This window comes from Anabaena sp. CS-542/02 (assembly GCF_028331085.1).
Lineage (GTDB): Bacteria > Cyanobacteriota > Cyanobacteriia > Cyanobacteriales > Nostocaceae > Anabaenopsis > Anabaenopsis arnoldii.
Genome location: NZ_JAQMTM010000014.1, coordinates 25,388 through 43,361 on the forward strand (window position 1 = coordinate 25,388; position 17,974 = coordinate 43,361).

14 protein-coding genes are annotated in these 17,974 nt (G+C 42.8%); 9 read left to right on the top strand and 5 right to left on the bottom strand.

Annotated features, from left to right (window positions below):
* Positions 1-9: 9 nt before the first annotated feature.
* The 3 genes from PN447_RS01185 (at position 10) to PN447_RS01195 (ending at position 2,776) form a co-directional block, all read left to right on the top strand.
* Positions 10-498 (top strand): hypothetical protein, encoded by a 489-nt coding sequence (locus tag PN447_RS01185; RefSeq protein ID WP_271760157.1) that lies wholly within the window; start codon positions 10-12, stop codon positions 496-498.
* Complete coding sequence (locus PN447_RS01190) at positions 495-1,910, top strand: tetratricopeptide repeat protein (RefSeq protein WP_271760158.1); 1,416 nt, start codon at positions 495-497, stop codon at positions 1,908-1,910. Before PN447_RS01185 ends, PN447_RS01190 begins: the two co-directional genes overlap by 4 nt.
* Positions 1,911-2,053: 143 nt before the next feature.
* Positions 2,054-2,776 (top strand): TerC family protein, encoded by a 723-nt coding sequence (locus PN447_RS01195; RefSeq protein WP_271760160.1) that lies wholly within the window; start codon positions 2,054-2,056, stop codon positions 2,774-2,776.
* A 76-nt stretch (positions 2,777-2,852) separates the two neighbouring features.
* Here PN447_RS01195 and ndk read toward each other — a convergent pair whose 3' ends face one another.
* Complete coding sequence (gene ndk, locus PN447_RS01200; protein ID WP_271760161.1) at positions 2,853-3,302, bottom strand: nucleoside-diphosphate kinase; 450 nt, start codon at positions 3,300-3,302, stop codon at positions 2,853-2,855.
* A 203-nt stretch (positions 3,303-3,505) separates the two neighbouring features.
* On the opposite strand from ndk, the gene speA reads away from it, so the two are divergent.
* On the top strand, positions 3,506-5,509 hold the full coding sequence (gene speA, locus PN447_RS01205; protein WP_271760162.1) for a biosynthetic arginine decarboxylase: 2,004 nt from the start codon (positions 3,506-3,508) through the stop codon (positions 5,507-5,509).
* Between the two features lie 77 nt (positions 5,510-5,586).
* Here the strand turns inward: speA and PN447_RS01210 are convergent, their stop codons facing one another.
* The 3 genes from PN447_RS01210 to PN447_RS01220 all read right to left on the bottom strand — a co-directional run bounded on the left by PN447_RS01210 (position 5,587) and on the right by PN447_RS01220 (position 10,592).
* Entirely contained in the window at positions 5,587-6,756 is a 1,170-nt protein-coding gene (locus PN447_RS01210; protein ID WP_271760163.1) for an NDP-sugar synthase, read from the bottom strand.
* 587 nt (positions 6,757-7,343) lie between these two features.
* Entirely contained in the window at positions 7,344-8,144 is an 801-nt protein-coding gene (locus tag PN447_RS01215; RefSeq protein WP_271760164.1) for a segregation/condensation protein A, read from the bottom strand.
* Positions 8,145-8,435: 291 nt separating this feature from the next.
* Positions 8,436-10,592 carry a polyribonucleotide nucleotidyltransferase gene (locus tag PN447_RS01220; protein ID WP_271760165.1) on the bottom strand — a complete coding sequence of 719 codons (2,157 nt, stop codon included), beginning with the start codon at positions 10,590-10,592 and terminating at the stop codon, positions 8,436-8,438.
* A 747-nt stretch (positions 10,593-11,339) separates the two neighbouring features.
* On the opposite strand from PN447_RS01220, the gene PN447_RS01225 reads away from it, so the two are divergent.
* The 4 genes from PN447_RS01225 to PN447_RS01240 all read left to right on the top strand — a co-directional run bounded on the left by PN447_RS01225 (position 11,340) and on the right by PN447_RS01240 (position 17,236).
* Positions 11,340-14,564: a DEAD/DEAH box helicase gene (locus PN447_RS01225; RefSeq protein ID WP_271760166.1), complete on the top strand. Its 3,225-nt coding sequence runs from the start codon at positions 11,340-11,342 to the stop codon at positions 14,562-14,564.
* Positions 14,565-14,668: 104 nt separating this feature from the next.
* The gene (locus tag PN447_RS01230) at positions 14,669-15,505 is read left to right on the top strand and encodes an SWIM zinc finger family protein (RefSeq protein WP_271760167.1); all 837 of its coding nucleotides are present in this window, start codon (positions 14,669-14,671) and stop codon (positions 15,503-15,505) included.
* A gap of 197 nt (positions 15,506-15,702) precedes the next feature.
* Positions 15,703-16,602 (top strand): acetylglutamate kinase, encoded by a 900-nt coding sequence (argB, locus tag PN447_RS01235; protein ID WP_271760168.1) that lies wholly within the window; start codon positions 15,703-15,705, stop codon positions 16,600-16,602.
* 115 nt (positions 16,603-16,717) lie between these two features.
* On the top strand, positions 16,718-17,236 hold the full coding sequence (locus tag PN447_RS01240; RefSeq protein WP_271760169.1) for a tetratricopeptide repeat protein: 519 nt from the start codon (positions 16,718-16,720) through the stop codon (positions 17,234-17,236).
* Between the two features lie 162 nt (positions 17,237-17,398).
* On the opposite strand, the gene PN447_RS01245 is transcribed toward PN447_RS01240, so the two are convergent.
* Complete coding sequence (locus tag PN447_RS01245; RefSeq protein ID WP_271760170.1) at positions 17,399-17,572, bottom strand: hypothetical protein; 174 nt, start codon at positions 17,570-17,572, stop codon at positions 17,399-17,401.
* Between the two features lie 93 nt (positions 17,573-17,665).
* Here PN447_RS01245 and PN447_RS01250 point away from each other — a divergent pair, with 93 nt between their 5' ends.
* Entirely contained in the window at positions 17,666-17,830 is a 165-nt protein-coding gene (locus PN447_RS01250) for a hypothetical protein (RefSeq protein ID WP_271760171.1), read from the top strand.
* Positions 17,831-17,974: the final 144 nt, after the last annotated feature.

Genomic DNA, 17,974 nt, shown 5'->3' on the forward strand with positions numbered 1-17,974 from the left:
GTAATGCCTGTGTTAAAATTATTTCCGAAAGGTCATAGTCGCCAACCAGATGCACAACCACGTCAAGAAACACTTGATATTCTCTGCGAAATTCTCGCCAAACGCATTCTTGCAGAATTAATGGAACCGCAAATAGCTGAACGTATCGCCTTAAATAGCGGTGGTGTATTGCGGGAATTAATTCGCATCGCTAACGAATGTTGTCGAATTTGTCTGCGGTTAATTCGTCGCCGGCCCCATGAGAATATCATGATTAATATTGATATCTTAGAGGAAGCAATTAATAACATTCGTAACGACTTTGCTTTACCTCTAGGTAGTAAAGAATATGAAATTTTAGAAACTACGTACAAAAATTTTAAACCAGAAGACCCTAAAGAACAAGAATTTTTAGATTTACTCCATGGGTTATATATTTTAGAATATCGTAATCATAAAAATTGGTATGATGTCCATCCCATAGTGGTAGAACTGTTATGCGATGAGGGTCTAATATGATGAGAAATCTAAAATCAGATCATCTAGATCAGCAAAATCAAGATGCCTATGATGATTTAATCGTTTCCATTGAAGCTGGGATAGGACGTTTAAATTTATTAATTGCCGTTTGCGACTATCAAGATTTTCGTCAAGAAATTATCTCTCGTTATCAAGGGGAATTACAACCAGATATACATTGCTATCATGTCACCATAGCGCGCAATGAACCCAGTTTGAAAGCAGCAATTCAGCAATTAGTCGCCAGGGAAGAATATTTACAGCAACATCAACCCGCAGTAATTACAGTTACAGGTGTAGAAAAACTTTATTTTTTGAAGCTAGACGAGTCACAATCTGAACAAGAAAAGTTTTTTGGTTATTTACAATGGACTAGGGAAGCGCTGCGGGAATTTCCCTTTGCTATTGTGTTGTGGGTAACTCATCAAGTGTTGGGTAACTTAATCAAAAAAGCCCCAGATTTTTGGAGTTGGCGCAATGGTGTATTGCATTTTGTCTGCAAACCTAAAAATGTGGTTTCTGTTCAAGATATCCAACCCATTATGAATATAATAAACAATGGTGAATTATCAAATTTAGATGATAGTAAATATGCGGGATTGCCAATTACCGATTTAGAAAAATTAGTTGAGCAGCTACAACAGCAGGGTGATTACAAAGACCCAAAATTACTAATTAGTTTATATTTGCAGCTAGGAAATATTTATGAAAGACGACTAGACCAAGGGGAAGCCCCAGATTATCAACAAGAACAAAATTCGGCAATTAGATATTATAGAAAAGCGATTGATTTGCAAACAGGATTGAATTTAGAAACTGACTTAGCCACCAGTCTCAACAATCTAGGATATATTTACTATTCCCAAGGACGGTACGACCAAGCCGAACCTTTGTATCTCCAAGCTTTAGAACTGAGAAAACGCCTGCTGGGAGACAATCATCCCCATGTCGCCACCAGTCTCAACAACCTAGCATTACTCTACTCTTCCCAAGGACGGTACGACCAAGCCGAACCCTTGTATCTCCAAGCTTTAGAACTGAGAAAACGCCTGCTGGGAGACAATCATCCCGATGTCGCCACCAGTCTCAACAATCTAGGATATCTTTACTATTACCAAGGACGGTACGACCAAGCCAAACCTTTGTATCTCCAAGCTTTAGAACTGAGAAAACGCCTACTGGGAGACAATCATCCCTATGTCGCTACCAACCTTAACAACCTAGCAGGTCTCTACGAATCCCAAGGACGGTACGACCAAGGTGAACCCCTTTTACACCGAGCTTTAGAGATTTATCAGCAAGTTTTAGGGGATAATCACCCAAATACACTGACTGTGTGTGAAAATTTAGCACAACTGCAGGCTAGAGCCAGTAATAGTCCCGAAGCTAAAAACTTCAAATGTATTGTATAATGCTTAACTAACCCTATAGGTAAAGCGATCGCCCGGATAACCGTACCATGATAATCTAGCAGCAACACGTTAAGCTGAATTAAGAGTAGCACTGTGTTGCTCTTTTGAGATAATTTTCATCCTCCCAGCTTGAGAAACTCGGAATGCTAGACCAAATTTTTGATTATCTTCACTTTAATTTCAGCATTGAAGCTCTCATAGTTCTGCTGATATTGGTGTTTTTAGAGGCGGTACTATCTGCTGACAACGCCATCGCCCTCGCGGCGATCGCCCAAGGACTAGAAGACAAGGAACTAGAACGCAAAGCCCTCAATTTTGGTTTAATTGTTGCCTACGTCCTCAGAATCAGCTTAATTCTCACTGCTACTTGGGTACAGAAATACTGGCAATTTGAATTATTAGGCGCTGCCTATCTACTGTGGTTAGTATTCCAACACTTTACCTCAGAAGAAGACAAGGACGACCATCATCACGGACCACGTTTTAAATCGTTGTTACAAGCGATACCTATAATTGCATTTACCGATTTAGCATTTTCTTTAGATAGTGTCACAACTGCGATCGCAGTTTCTCAAGAAAAGTGGCTAGTGCTGACGGGTGCAACCATTGGAATTATTACATTAAGATTCATGGCGGGATTGTTTATCCGTTGGTTAGATGAATTTAAAAACCTAGAAGATGCAGGCTATATTACCGTGGCTTTTGTAGGTTTACGCCTGTTGTTGAGAGTAGTAAATGATAACTTAGTCCCACCAGAATGGTTAGTGATTTCTGCGATCGCCCTAATTCTAGCCTGGGGATTTTCTGAACGGAATGTGATTTCAGTTCCTGAAATAGAACCAGAAAAAAGTGAAATATCCAAGTGAGGAAGATGGGGGAGAAAGGTTTTGTTAATATCCTAAATTCTCCCGCCCTACCTCTGCTCATTTCCTAGTCCCTAATTTACTCGTTTAACCAAGGTGTTAAATGTGGTTGCCAACTGACTAGTTCTTCATCTTTAAACCACAAGGCTATTTCCCTTTGTGCAGTCTCTAAGGCATCAGAACCGTGGATAAGATTGCGGCCAATGTTAACACCAAAATCTCCCCGAATTGTCCCAGGTTCTGCTGTTAGGGGGTTGGTAGCACCAATAATTTTTCTCGCAGACGCCACCACACCGTCACCTTCCCAAACCATAGCTACTACTGGGCCAGAGGTGATAAATTCCACTAAACTGCCGAAAAATGGACGTTCCCGGTGAACGTCATAATGCTCTTGTGCCAATTCCCGGCTCACTTTCATAAATTTTAAACCTACAAGGGTAAAACCCTTAGTTTCAAAGCGACCGATGATTTCCGCCACCAGTCCGCGCTGTACACCATCAGGTTTAATTGCTAAAAATGTGCGTTCCAAAGCTATCTCCCAAAACTGAATACATGATATTGATCATTTGCCAGGGGTGTCATATTCAGTCATCAAGATTTCATCGATGACTAATCACCCAAGAGTAGTAACCAATCAGAGTGTATCTCAGAAATTATCTGTAAGTGCATATCTGTTGCCAATTTAATGCGCTAAATTGTTAATTCGTGGGTAAAATACAGAGGTCACGGAAAATGGGTGCCGAGCTAACTGCTACATCTCAAGAGGTGGTCATGCCTTCTCATGCACACAAATCAGAGCTTAAAGGTCACAAACCCAAAAAGCTTCTACCACCTGGAAATTTACCTCATTCCTGGAAAATTGAGGATAGTGAAGCACTATACCGTATACAGGGTTGGGGAGAGCCTTATTTTTCCATTAATGCTGCTGGTCATATTACAGTTTCTCCCAAGGGCGATCGCGGCGGTTCTTTAGATTTATTTGAATTAGTTAACGCATTGAAGCAGCGTAACTTGGGATTACCGATGTTAATTCGCTTCTCGGATATTTTGGAAGACCGCATCGAGCGCTTAAATGCTTGTTTTAACAAGGCGATCGCCCGCTATAATTACCCAGGGGTATATCGTGGCGTGTTTCCCGTCAAGTGCAACCAGGAACGCCATTTAATTGAAGATCTGGTCAGGTTTGGCAAACCGCATCAATTTGGCTTAGAAGCCGGTTCTAAGCCGGAATTGATGATCGCCCTAGCTTTGTTGGATACACCCGGAGCATTGCTCATTTGCAACGGGTATAAAGACCGAGAATATGTCGAAACCGCAATGTTAGCCCAAAGACTAGGGCAAACCTCAATTATTGTCCTAGAACAAGTTGAGGAAGTTGATTTGGTGATTGCGGCTCACCGACAACTAGGGATTAAACCGATTTTGGGGGTGCGTGCCAAATTAAGTACCCAAGGTATGGGACGCTGGGGCACTTCCACCGGCGATCGCGCTAAGTTCGGTTTAACAATTCCCGAAATCGTAGCAGCTGTTAACAAACTACGTGCAGCTAATTTACTGGATTGTTTACAGTTAATGCACTTTCATATTGGCTCACAAATTTCAGCGATCAATGTCATCAAAGATGCCATCCAAGAAGCTAGCCGTATTTACGTAGAGTTAGCCATGTTAGGGGCGGACATGAAGTATTTAGATGTTGGGGGCGGACTGGGTGTAGATTACGACGGTTCCCAAACCAACTTCTACGCCTCGAAAAACTACAATATGCAAAACTATGCTAATGATATTGTAGCCGAGTTAAAAGATACTTGTGGCGAACACCAGATACCCGTACCAACACTGATTAGCGAAAGTGGGCGAGCGATCGCCTCCCACCAGTCAGTACTAATTTTTGATGTGCTGAGTACTAGCGATGTACCTCTAGAATTACCAGAACCGCCCGAGGAAGAGGAATCACCCGTAATCAAATACTTGTGGGAAACCTACCAATCCATCAACCAAGAAAATTATCAAGAATTTTACCACGATGCCACCCAATTTAAAGAAGAAGCCATCAGCCGTTTCAACTTAGGAATTTTGCGCCTCCAAGAACGAGCCAAAGCCGAGCGACTTTACTGGGCGTGCTGTCAAAAAATTCTGAACATTACTAGACAGCAGGAATACGTACCCGATGAATTGGAAGACCTAGAAAAAATAATGGCTTCCATTTACTACATTAATCTTTCAGTATTTCAATCAGCACCTGATTGTTGGGCAATAGACCAACTATTTCCCATCATGCCAATACACCGCCTAGACGAAGAACCCATCCAAAGAGGAATTTTGGCAGACCTTACCTGTGACAGTGATGGCAAAATAGACCGCTTTATTGACCTACGCGACGTCAAATCAGTATTAGAACTGCATACCTTTAAGCCCGAAAACCCCTACTATCTAGGGATGTTCCTCAACGGAGCATACCAAGAAATCATGGGTAATCTACACAACTTATTTGGAGACACCAATGCCGTTCATATCCAGTTGACACCCAAAGGTTACCAAATTCAACACGTTGTCAAAGGTGACACCATGAGCGAAGTGGTCAGCTATGTGCAGTATGACTCTGAAGATATGGTAGAAAATATTCGCCAGCGTTGTGAAAAAGCGTTAGAAGAAAAGCATATTACCCTAGCTGAATCTCAACGACTGCTACAAACCTACGAACAAAGTCTACAAAGATACACGTATCTCAATAGCTAGGTAGTAAAAAGCAGAGGGACAGGGGGAAAGGATGGTAACTTTCTAAGCACCAACCCCCAATCCCCAGTCCCTAGCCTCTAACTTGCATTAGTCCCCAGCAAATCCTCAATCGCTTGGCGTTCAAAAGGTGTTTCCGATGGTGGTGTTTGACGAGCATCCGTAATTAGCCAATCTAAAGCAGCAGCTTGAACATCTATTGCATTTCCCGTTTTATCTACACAGTAACGTCCAAACACTAACTTATCAACCAGTCTGACTCCCGGACCTAATCGCGACCATTCAAAAATTACACTGTTCTCTACCGTTGCACCATTGCATATCCAGCAATTCGGCCCAATCATAGCCGGTCCAACAATTTTAGCACCGTCTTCTATCCTGGTCATACCACCAATGTAAACTGGTCCAGTAATATCCACCTTGTCCCAATTCACTGCCACATTTAAACCCGTGTAAATACCAGGAGCGACTTCATTACCTGGAATTTGCACATTTTTAATATCTCCTAATAGTACACCATTAATTGCCCGCCAGTAATCCGGTACTTTACCAATATCTACCCATTCAAAGTCCATGGCAATCGCGTAGAAAGGCGCACCAACTTCTACTAATTTGGGAAATAACTGGCTACCAATATCATATTCCACGCCAGAAGGTATGTAATCAAACACCTCTGGCTCAAAAATATAAATACCAGTGTTAATGTTGGTGCTCAGAGCTTCCTCTTGCAAGGGTTTTTCTTGGAAAGCTTTAACACGACTATCATCGTCAGTGACCACCACACCGTAACTAGAAACCTCTTCCATGGGCACAGATTTCGTGATGATTGTAGCAATTGACCCTTTGGATTTATGCCACTTCACAGCTGCAGACAAATCTAGGTCAATCAGAGCATCACCACACAACACCACAAAGGTATCATCAAAAAAAGGTGAAAAGTCCTGGATACGCCGCATCCCCCCTGCTGAACCAACAGCTTCTCCCACCAGTTTGCCGTCATCATCAATTTTGCCTTCAAAAGAATAAGCGATTTCTACCCCAAACCTTTGACCGTCACGAAAATAGTTTTCAATTTCCTCTGCCAAATGACTAACATTGACCATAATCTGGTCAAATCCATGTTGGCGCAAAAGTTCCAGTAGGAATTCCATCACTGGCTTTTGCAGGATGGGAATCATCGGTTTGGGAATTGTATAGGTAATGGGACGTACACGAGTACCCTTACCCGCAGCGAGAATCATGGCTTTCATAAAATTTTATTCCTCAAACACAAGCCAGTTTACTTTTATCAAGTGATACTTAATCATCGGAACTTCTGGTATAAGTAACTCCTCAAAACAGGGATAACAGGAATTTGCCCGTCATTGCAACCTTTTAAGCATAACCACATAACAACTGACAGATGATAATTTTAACTAATTAGCGTCATTCCCCAGTCTTCTACAAGCTGGACAATACAGTTATATAGTCCCTTGAGACTGACGATTTTGACAATACTTGATACCTATGAGCAATCGTTTTATAGACGGGGAACATCAGCGAATTGCCAAATAAATTTCACATGAAAATGCCAAACTATTTCACACCGGTAAAGCGCACATATAAAAAGCGAAGTAGCTCAAGTGGATAACTCCTAATTCAGAACCCTAGTAGCGAAAATCGTAAATCTTGTACAAATGTGAGAGTCTTAGCACCAGTTTGGTTAAATCTCGCATCACACCCCCTTAGTACGTGTAAGCTTGTGCAGGTATCCACACCCGCAGGCTGGGTGCTTGCATTTACTCTCTAGGGGGGACGGATGAAACAAGAATCCCCGTCACCAAGCGTAGCGGAACTGTCAATTGGCTGAATCTGTCAGTAGGCTAATTTGAATGTCCTGGTAAAACTCGTCTTGTAATAACTCGACTTTAGATTGAGACGACAGCAGTAGTAAGGCCCAAAAAACGCTAACTAGGGGGCCGTTTTCTGACTCATGGCTAGAACTATTTTGCTGTGGTTGCTTTGTTTGAGTCCACAAATCTACCAGTTGTTCTAGACTTAAACAATTTTCTCCTAACAATAGCTCTCTTCTAGAACAATGCAACACTTGCTCTAGTTCTCCAGCTACCTCAGTCAAATTTTCGTGGTGAGCTAACTCTAAGGCCTGCCGCATATTTTGGCATCTGGGGTGACGGTGGGGGGAAACACGCTTACTAGATTTCTCAACCAGTTTTAGCTGGCGCGCCATAATTTGCAATTGCTTGATTAACTCTTGCACAGTCACAGGACGCTTTGGCGGTGGCATTGCTGAGGGACGGCGCCGCAAGTGCCGCTCTAATTGGAGACAGTGAGCATGATGTAATAACCCGCCTTCAGTGAATAAGATGGCATCATCTGCTATATCATCCTCCACCTCTTCCACTGAAGATAATTGCATTAAAGTGTTGGCCTTGAATAACACTAGCATCGATGCTGACAAAAAAGCTTGTCCCGATTGCGACAAGTCTGACTCATAGCCTTTAGGTGTGTCCTCCGGTGCCATTAATTCTAGGTAACGGTCAATCACCTTAATTACTTCAACATCCCAAGGATCGATCTCGCCTTGTTCAGCCTGCTCAATGATCTGTGTAATTGTTGCTAATAACTCGGAAGCATCCATAAAATTTACGAAAAACCTTCATCAAAGATTTTCTGGATATATTTGACTTTCCCCTACGTCAAGTAGCAACATCCAAGTAATCCCAAACTTTCTGGATGGGATAGAGGCACAGCCGTTTGTGCCTGTAGTTTTAGGACTTTGGACTAAGACTACGAACGTAAAACACTAGATTTATTGAGTATTTTATGAACGGTCATCACTTTTTCTGATTGAAATTTCACAAACCAACCGCGATGCCTAGTCTCCAGGCATCGCGGATTTTAGATTTTTATCTAAAATCCCCAATCGATATTACCGATTCACAGCCGCAGCTTCTCGCGCCGCAGTCGCTTGATCTGGGTGGATACCTAAACGTGTGAGATTAATCCGTCCTTTATTGTCAATTTCTCGCACTTTGACAATTACTTCATCTCCAACGGCCACTTCATCTTCAACTTTGCCAACGCGATAGTCAGCTAGTTGAGAAATGTGAATCATGCCTTCTTTTCCAGGCAGAAATTCTACAAATGCACCAATGGGGATAATCCGAGTCACACGCCCTACATAAACATCACCTTCATGTAGCTTACGAGTCATACCTTGAATGATGTTACGGGCTTTCTTAGCCCGGCTTTCATCCACAGCAGAAATCGTGACAGTTCCATCGTCTTCAATGTCAATCTTTGCACCAGTGTCCTCAGTAATAGCCTTAATTGTTTTCCCTCCAGGCCCAATCACCAGACCAATCATGTCTGAATCAATCTTGATAGTCAATAAACGCGGGGCATAGGGTGATGTTTCAGGACGTGCTTCTTGGATAGTCTGGAGCATTTTCTCCAGAATATGCAACCGGGCTGATTTAGCTTGGTGGATGGCTTGGGCAATAATCTCCAATGACAGACCGGGGATTTTCATATCCATTTGCAAGGCGGTAATACCGGTATCTGTCCCGGCTACCTTAAAGTCCATATCGCCTAAAAAGTCCTCAATGCCCTGAATATCAGTGAGAACTCGCACCTCGTCATCTTCTTTAATCAAACCCATTGCAGCACCGCTCACGGGTTTGATAATTGGTACACCAGCAGCCATCAATGATAGAGTGGAACCACACACCGAACCCATGGAAGTGGAACCGTTAGAAGAAAGCACTTCCGATACGACACGAATCACGTAAGGGAATTTTTCTTTTGGTGGTAGCACAGGTATCAGCGCCCGCTCTGCTAAAGCACCATGACCAATTTCGCGCCTTCCTGGAAAACGCATAGGTTTAGTTTCCCCCACGGAGAAAGGCGGGAAGTTGTAATGATGCAGGTAGCGTTTACATTGGTCTGATTGCAAGTCGTCGTTGAGGCTTTGAGCATCTCCAGGAGTACCAAGGGTGCAAGTGGATAGTACTTGGGTTAATCCCCTGTTAAATAAACCACTACCATGGACTCGTTTGGGTAAGACATCAACTTGACAAGAAACAGGACGGACTTCATCCAGTTTGCGACCATCAACGCGGACGTTATCTTCAATGATTTGACGACGCATCAAGTGCTTGGTTATGTCTTTAAAGTGATTACCTATTCCTTTACCGTTTGCGATCGCAGCAACTCGAACCTTGTCTTCTTCTGGTAATTCCTCGATCGCACTAGTAATTTTTTCCTTCACAGCGTCCAACGCTTCATCCCGTTGGGCTTTGCTGTATTCAAACTGAGACAGAATTTTCTTAATCTCATCGCTGGTGCGATCGCGGATAAAATTGCTCAGAGTCGGGTCTACCTCTGGTGGTTCTCCTTGCACAACTTGCAGACCCATTTCCGCCAATAAATCTTCCTGGGCTTGGATTAAATCTCTAACTGCTTCGTAACCAAAATCAATTGCTTCGATAATATCTTGCTCTGGTAATTGATTGGCTCCCGCCTCCACCATGATCACACCGTGGGGTGAACCAGCCACTATCAGATCCAAGTCTCCGCTTTGAATTTCTGCATAGGTGGGGTTAATAATGAAATCATCACCCACTAAGCCTACCCGTACTGCTGCCATAGGCCCATTAAAGGGAATTTGTGCGATGAGGGTAGCAATAGACGCCCCAGTAACTGCTAAGACATCTGGTGGTACCAACTCATCCATGGACAGCGTAAAAGCAATAATTTGCAGGTCATCCCGTAACCATGAAGGAAACAAAGGCCTCATGGGACGGTCTATCAACCGGCTAGTCAGAATTGTTTTCTCCGGTGGACGTCCCTCTCGCCGCATGATCCCTCCGGGAATCCTACCTGCAGCATACAGTCGTTCTTCGTAATCTACTGTCAGGGGAAGAAAATCAATTCCTTCTCTACCCTTTGCTCGCGTAGCGGTTACTAAAACAGATGTGTCCCCCGATTCTATGAGAACCGACCCACCAGCCTGGGGAGCTAGTAAGCCCACTTTTAGTCTAATATCCCTACCATCGAAGGATATTGACTTATCAACTTGTGCCATTCAGTTTTTTTTCCTTCTCTTTCGCTATTCTCTCTCTGTGGCAATCCTAACATTTATGCTCTCAGACTGACTTCTAGTACACACAAAGATAAATAAGTCCTTGGGCACCAAGCACGATATAATATTATCGTCCCTGCCTACCGCCCAGAGCATAGCTTCACTGTCAGGTTTGCTGCTATCACCAGCATATATTCGCCCAGAAACCTTTCTCAACCCTGACCGCGTAAGCCAGGTTGTACAATAAAACCAGCGTTGCAAATATCGCCACACATACTGGGGAAGTTTGGCTGGGTATTAAATACCCCATGCGGCTCCTTTGGCTGGTGTGTGGTATCCTGAGGAGATGTTTTCACCACCAAGGCATCCTGACTCAAACAGTATGCAGCAAATGCTGCCCGGGAGAGTGGTTCATTTTGGGGATAACTTTTACCTTCATTTAGTAATGACTACCTCCTGTTCTTTAGGTTTCATAGAATCTAATTCTACTGCCACCTCATTTTTTAACACTTGATAAAGAGGCAACGTGATTAGCAAATAAATTGATTATGTTAAATTTATATTTAAATTGAGGATGTTATATTTTTTTATCATTACATCTGACACGAGTCTAACTACCCCATGAAACTTAACAATCCTCGTTGTAAGATATGAAAAAATGCAGCACAGTTAGAAAATAATTATCTATATCATAACAAAGGACAATTAGAGATTTATTAGGTTATTTTACAGGAATTTTAGTAGTTAAAAATGACAATTTTACACGGAAATTGGTTAGTTAAGCCTGAAAATAGTTGTTTATTTATTTGGGGAGAAACTTGGCGTTCATCGCGCATAAACATCGAGACTAGTGCATCTCCACACACACCACTACATCCACTGGCTATCAACCCATTAGAGTTGTGTGAATGGTTGGTTTCTGAAAACATCATAATTTCCGATTTAGTCCAGCCAACCCCAGTTGCTGTGACAGCAATTCGGCGAACTCGTAAAAGTACAACTGCTACTCAAGTAAGCCTGCCAACCCACTCTCAAATAATTGCCCTACCAACTCATATCCCAGAAAATAATCAGCAAGAAATAGGATTTATTTCGCCTTTACATTCTGCAACCTCGGCATCTGAAATCAACTTACCCCAATATCTCCAACCTTGGAGAGTCGAGGGTTTTTGTCTTCACCCCAGTGCAGCTATAAAATTTCTGGCCACTGTGCCCTTAAATGCTGCTACCGAGGGGGATACTTTATTCGCTGGAGACCTACGTTTCTGGTCACAGGTTGCGCGTTGGAGTTTGGATTTAATTTCCCGGTGTAAGTTTTTGCCCACTATTCAAAGGCAGTCTGATGGTTCTATTGTTGCTAAATGGCAAGTCCTCTTAGACAGTGCTATAGACGGAACACGCTTAGAAAAATTTGCCGCCAAGATGCCTTTAGCTTGCCGTACTTATCAAACAACTCCTGAGTTAGAAGAAAAATACTTAGCCCTAGACTTCCCCACTCAACCACAGGAATTATTGCTGGGATTTCTCAACAGTATAGTAGATGCCCAAGTGCGAGAGATATTAGCAGATCAGCCTCTATTAGAAACCAGAGTAATGGCATCTCTAGCCTCATCTGTGCGACAGTGGTTGCAAGCTTTAACTAGTACCTCTGAAACCTTTAATGCAGATGCGCTGGAAGTAGAAAGACTCGAAGCAGGGCTGAAAGCTTGGACTATGCCATTACAGTACCAATTGTCAGGAACAGCCTTATTTCGCTGCTGTTTCCAGCTGCTTCCCCCGGCATCTGGCGGTACTGATTGGACACTGGCATATTTTCTACAAGCAGCAAATGATCCTGATTTCTTAGTAGATGCGGCAACCATTTGGGATCACCCCGTGGAGCAATTAGTTAATCAAAACCGCACCATTCATCAACCCCAAGAAACATTATTGCGCGGGTTGGGGTTAGCTTCAAGATTGTATCCAGTTATTGCACCCAGTTTAGAAACAGAATATCCCCAATCTTGTCACCTTAACCCATTGCAAGCATACGAATTTATTAAGTCAGTGGCGTGGCGGTTTGAAGATAGTGGTTTAGGCGTAATTTTGCCTCCTAGTTTGGCAAACGGTGGAGGCTGGGCGAATCGTTTGGGGTTAAAAATCACCGCTCAAACCCCAAATAATCAGCAGGGACGCTTAGGTTTACAAAGTCTACTGAATTTCCAATGGCAATTGGCAATTGGTGGGCAGACGATTTCTCAAACAGAGTTTAATAAACTTGTAGCCTTAAATAGCCCCCTGGTAGAAATTAATGGCGAATGGGTAGAGTTGCGACCCCAGGATATCAAAACCGCACAGGCATTTTTTGCCACTCGTAAAGACAAAATGGCACTTTCCCTGGAAGATGCTTTACGTCTGGGTTCTGGAGATACCCAGTCCATTGAAAAGTTACCCGTGGTCAGCTTTGAAGCATCAGGAACATTGCAAGAATTAATTGGAGCGTTAACCAATAACCAAGTCATCGCACCTGTACCGACACCTACTAATTTTCAAGGACAGTTACGACCTTATCAACAAAGGGGTGCAGCTTGGCTAGGGTTCTTAGAACGTTGGGGCTTGGGTGCGTGTCTCGCAGATGATATGGGACTGGGGAAAACCATTCAGTTAATTGCTTTTTTACTGTACCTCCAGGAACAAGACGCACTAGTAAATCCCACCCTGCTGGTGTGTCCAACTTCTATTTTAGGTAACTGGGAGCGAGAAATTAAAAAATTTGCTCCTAACCTGAAAGTTTTACAGCACCACGGTGATAAACGTCTTAAGGGTCAAGGGTTTGTAGAAGCAGTTAAAAAACACAATGTAATTATCACTAGTTACTCACTCATCCATCGGGATATTAAAACTTTACAAGGTGTTGATTGGCAGGTAGTTGTATTAGATGAAGCTCAAAATGTCAAAAATCCAGAAGCTAAACAATCCCAGGCTGTCAGGGAATTAAAAACTACATTTCGCATAGCCCTAACTGGGACACCAGTAGAAAATAAACTCCAAGAACTGTGGTCGATTTTAGATTTTCTTAATCCTGGGTATTTGGGAAATCGCCAATTTTTCCAGAGACGGTTTGCTATACCAATTGAAAAGTATGGTGATACGGCATCTTTAAATCAGTTGCGGGCTTTAGTGCAACCGTTTATTTTGCGCCGTCTAAAAACAGACCGTGATATTATTCAAGATTTGCCAGAAAAGCAAGAAATGACGGTTTTTTGTGGTCTGAGTGCACAACAAGCTGCACTTTATCAAGAAGTAGTAGAAGCCTCTTTGGCAGAGATTGAATCTGCATCAGGTTTGCAACGTCGAGGGATGATTTTAGGCTTAATAATTAAACTCAAACAAATCTGTAATCATCCAGCCCAATATTTAAAATTAGGGACATTGCAACAACATAGTTCTGCTAAAATGGTGCGGCTAGAAGAAATGTTAAGCGTGGCTTTGGAGGAGGGAGATAGGGCTTTAATTTTCACCCAATTTGCTGAATGGGGTAAATTATTACAGGCTGATTTACAGCAAAAACTTGGTAAAGAAATATTATTTTTATATGGTCGTACTAGTAAAACACAACGGGAAGAAATGATTGACCGTTTTCAACACGACCCCCAAGGACCGCCGATTATGATTCTTTCTTTAAAAGCCGGTGGTGTAGGATTGAACTTAACCAGGGCTAATCATGTATTTCACTTTGACCGGTGGTGGAATCCTGCAGTTGAAAATCAAGCTACTGATAGAGTATTTCGCATCGGTCAAACCCGTAATGTGCAAGTGCATAAATTTGTCTGTACTGGCACATTGGAAGAAAAAATACACGATATGATTGAAAGTAAAAAACAATTAGCTGAACAAGTAGTTGATGCGGGTGAGGAATGGCTCACGGAAATGGATACAGACCAATTACGTAACCTATTAATACTTGACCGTAGCGCCATAATTGAAGAAGATTAGGAGTGAAAGGCTTTGTCAAAAGGCAATTGAGCTTGCCGTTAGTTTATGTCACAAAAATTAACCCATAAATCAAGTAAAATATAAGTTAATTATACAGAAAGATTATGAATCATGCAACGTTACAGGCAAGCCGTGAATGGTGGTCACAAAAGTGGCTAGAGTTACTGGATTCTTATCGGTTTAAAAAGCGCTTAGAACGGGCGAGAAATTATTCTCGTCAGGGAAATGTTCTCAATATTGAGTTTAAAGGTGCAAAGGTATTAGCTAGAGTCCAAGGTAGTGAAACTCAACCTTATAGGGTTTCTCTTTCTATTGATCATTTTACTGAGGAAGAGTGGGGTTATGTCATTGAAAATATGTCCCAAAGAGCAATTTTTGCAGCTAAGTTGTTAGCGGGCGAAATGCCGCAAAATATTGAGGAGGTGTTTACAGCCAATGGTTTGTCTTTGTTTCCTTTTACCCTCTCTGATGTGCACAGTAAATGCTCTTGTCCTGATAAAGCAAACCCCTGTAAGCATATTGGTGCTGTATACTATCAGTTAGGCGATCGCTTTAGTGAAGACCCATTTGTATTATTTCAACTACGGGGGCGCACTAAAGAGCAAATTATCAGTGATTTACGTCAACTACGCGGTGCAAAGGTGCAAGTCACTGCATCGGAAACAGGGGAAATTGCACAGCCCAGGACACACCCCCAATATTGTGTTAACCTGAGTTCATTCTGGCAATATAATGAGCCCCTAGATTCTTCATTGGTAGTGATTACCCCATCTAGTAGCGAGACCGTATTAGATGTATTAGGAGCGATTCCTTTAGGGAAAACAGAAGAAAGTTTAGTTGGTCAGACCTCCGGTGATGTAGTGACCAGATGTTTAGGTACTGTTTATCAACAGGTCAGTCAGCAAGCAATGTTAACAGCGATGAATATGGGAGGGGGTTGATGGAATTGGGGGGATTCACTGTTTGAGCAAGCCTAACAAAACCTCTCCTTAGTCAGGAGAGTGATGGGAAATCTTAAGCAGGGGAACTAGTACTGTTCATTAACCCTAGCAGCATGAATAACTAACTCTGAAAGATTGTTGCAGGTTACAAATTCTTTTAAACTTATCTAGTCAGTTTAAAATCCCAATAGCCCCTCGTGATGGAAAACGATTCGGAATACATCAGGCAAACAGAAGCTACTCGTGTACGTGTACTCAGCGAAGCACTACCTTACATTCAACAATTTGTTGGTCGCACTGTTGTTGTAAAATACGGTGGTGCCGCCATGAAAGACAGTACCCTAAAAGACAAGGTCATGCGGGATATTGTGTTCTTATCCTGCGTTGGCTTGCGTCCAATTTTGGTACATGGGGGCGGTCCTGAAATTAATAGTTGGTTAAATAAACTGGGCATTGAAGCACAATTTAAAAATGGTTTGCGCGTCACCGATGCTCCCACCATGGATGTGGTGGAAATGGTTTTAGTGGGTCGAGTCAATAAGGAAATTGTTTCCCTCATTAGCCAGGCTGGGGGCTTGGCTGTGGGACTATGTGGTAAAGATGGTAACCTAATTACAGCCCGACCCCAGGAGCAAGAAGGTATCGGTTTTGTGGGGGAAGTCAGTAGTGTAAATATCAAAGTTTTGGAAACTCTCTCAAGTAGTGGCTATATTCCGGTAGTGTCTAGTGTGGCTACGGACGAGAATGGACAAGCTTATAATATTAATGCTGATACCGTAGCAGGGGAAATTGCAGCCGCCCTGGGTGCGGAAAAGTTAATTTTGTTGACCGACACCCCCGGTATTCTTAAAGATTACAAAGACCCCTCTACCTTGATTCCTAAAGTGGATATTCGCGAAGCGCGGGAGCTAATTGCTAATGGTATAGTTAGTGGTGGTATGATTCCCAAAGTAAATTGTTGTGTGCGATCGCTCGCTCAAGGTGTAAGTGCGGCACACATTATTGATGGTCGCATTCCCCACGCCCTACTCCTAGAGGTTTTTACTGATGGTGGTATTGGTACTATGATTCTCGGTTCCCAGTTTGCCTCAAAATAATTAACTGCGATCGCCTTGTGGATATTCTGGGTATCGTCAAGTATTAACCCTCATGTGCGATCGCTATTGAGATTTGACCCAGACTGACTACTGTCTAGTTGTTGGTGTATAACAGGTGAGTACAGAAAATTTAGAAATTGCCAGAAGTCTTTACCAGACAGGAAAACTTAACATTGAAAATGGGCAATATCGACAAGCTGTAGAAAATTTGCAACAAGCCAGCGCCCTATTATCTCGCAATTCGCGCCTGGGGGGTGAGGTGGAAATTTGGCTTGTCACAGCTTATGAAGCAGCTGGACGGAATCAAGAAGCCATTGATCTTTGTCAAGAACTCCAACGTCACCCCTTCCCAGAAACTAGCAAACAGGCAAAGCGGTTACTTTATATTTTAAAAGCTCCAAAACTCCAGCGCCCCAGTGAGTGGATGACGGAAATACCCGATTTAGGTACATTATCGGATAATGATCAGAAAATTCGTGCTACTGGTAATCCTATTAAATCTACCCGTCAAGTAGCTATTGAGCCGGAAATCATAGACCTTAACCAGGTGAATACAAAAGATAATCGGTTTATCTGGGTGGCACTAGTTGTTATTGTGTTAACACTCTCATACTTGGCCTGGTTAAGTGTTTAGAATTTTTGCTCTCAGGTTTGACACTCTCCCCGCCTTTAGGCGGGGAGTTCTGTGTGTCACTGAGGTTCCTTGCTTTTACAGGTCTTTTCCCAAAGACTGGAACAGCCGCTTGAGGATATCTCGCAGTTTTCCCCTGTCGCTATTTTCGCTATCTTCGCGGATTCAAACCAATTCTTGCTTCTCAGCAGGTACAGACTGCGCCATCAGGGCTTCTATTTCCTGGGCGGCGGTTTCAATTTGTAGGGGTTCTAAGGTTTCTAATAGCAACGCTCTTTCTAGTTGGGCAACAATGGCCTGGTGTTGATCCTTAAAAAACGAGGAGAAAAAAGCAATCACAGTACACGATGTGTAAAATTTAATTCTGAAAAGCCTGGTTAACATTCTGTTACATAGCGGAAAATTTTTGCACCCACTTACTTACCCTGGGCGGTGGAGAAGATTGAACAAGAACGCCAACGCGCTGAAACAGAAGCCCAAAAAGCTCAACAAGAACGCCAGCGCGCCGAAGCCGAAAGGCAAGCCAAGGAAAAACTCAGAGCCTATTTACAATCCCAGGGCATTGACCCCGATAATTTACCCCAGATTGCTCAATAGGAGATTTTAGCATCTGGTCTGAGGGGCGATCGCCCTTCCGTCAACAGTCAACAGTCAACAAGACAGCGATCGCACTATATCTGCTGCACTAAGCAGCCGGGTAATAAATTACCCGTCTGATAGCGAAAGTCCACTAGAAGTGGA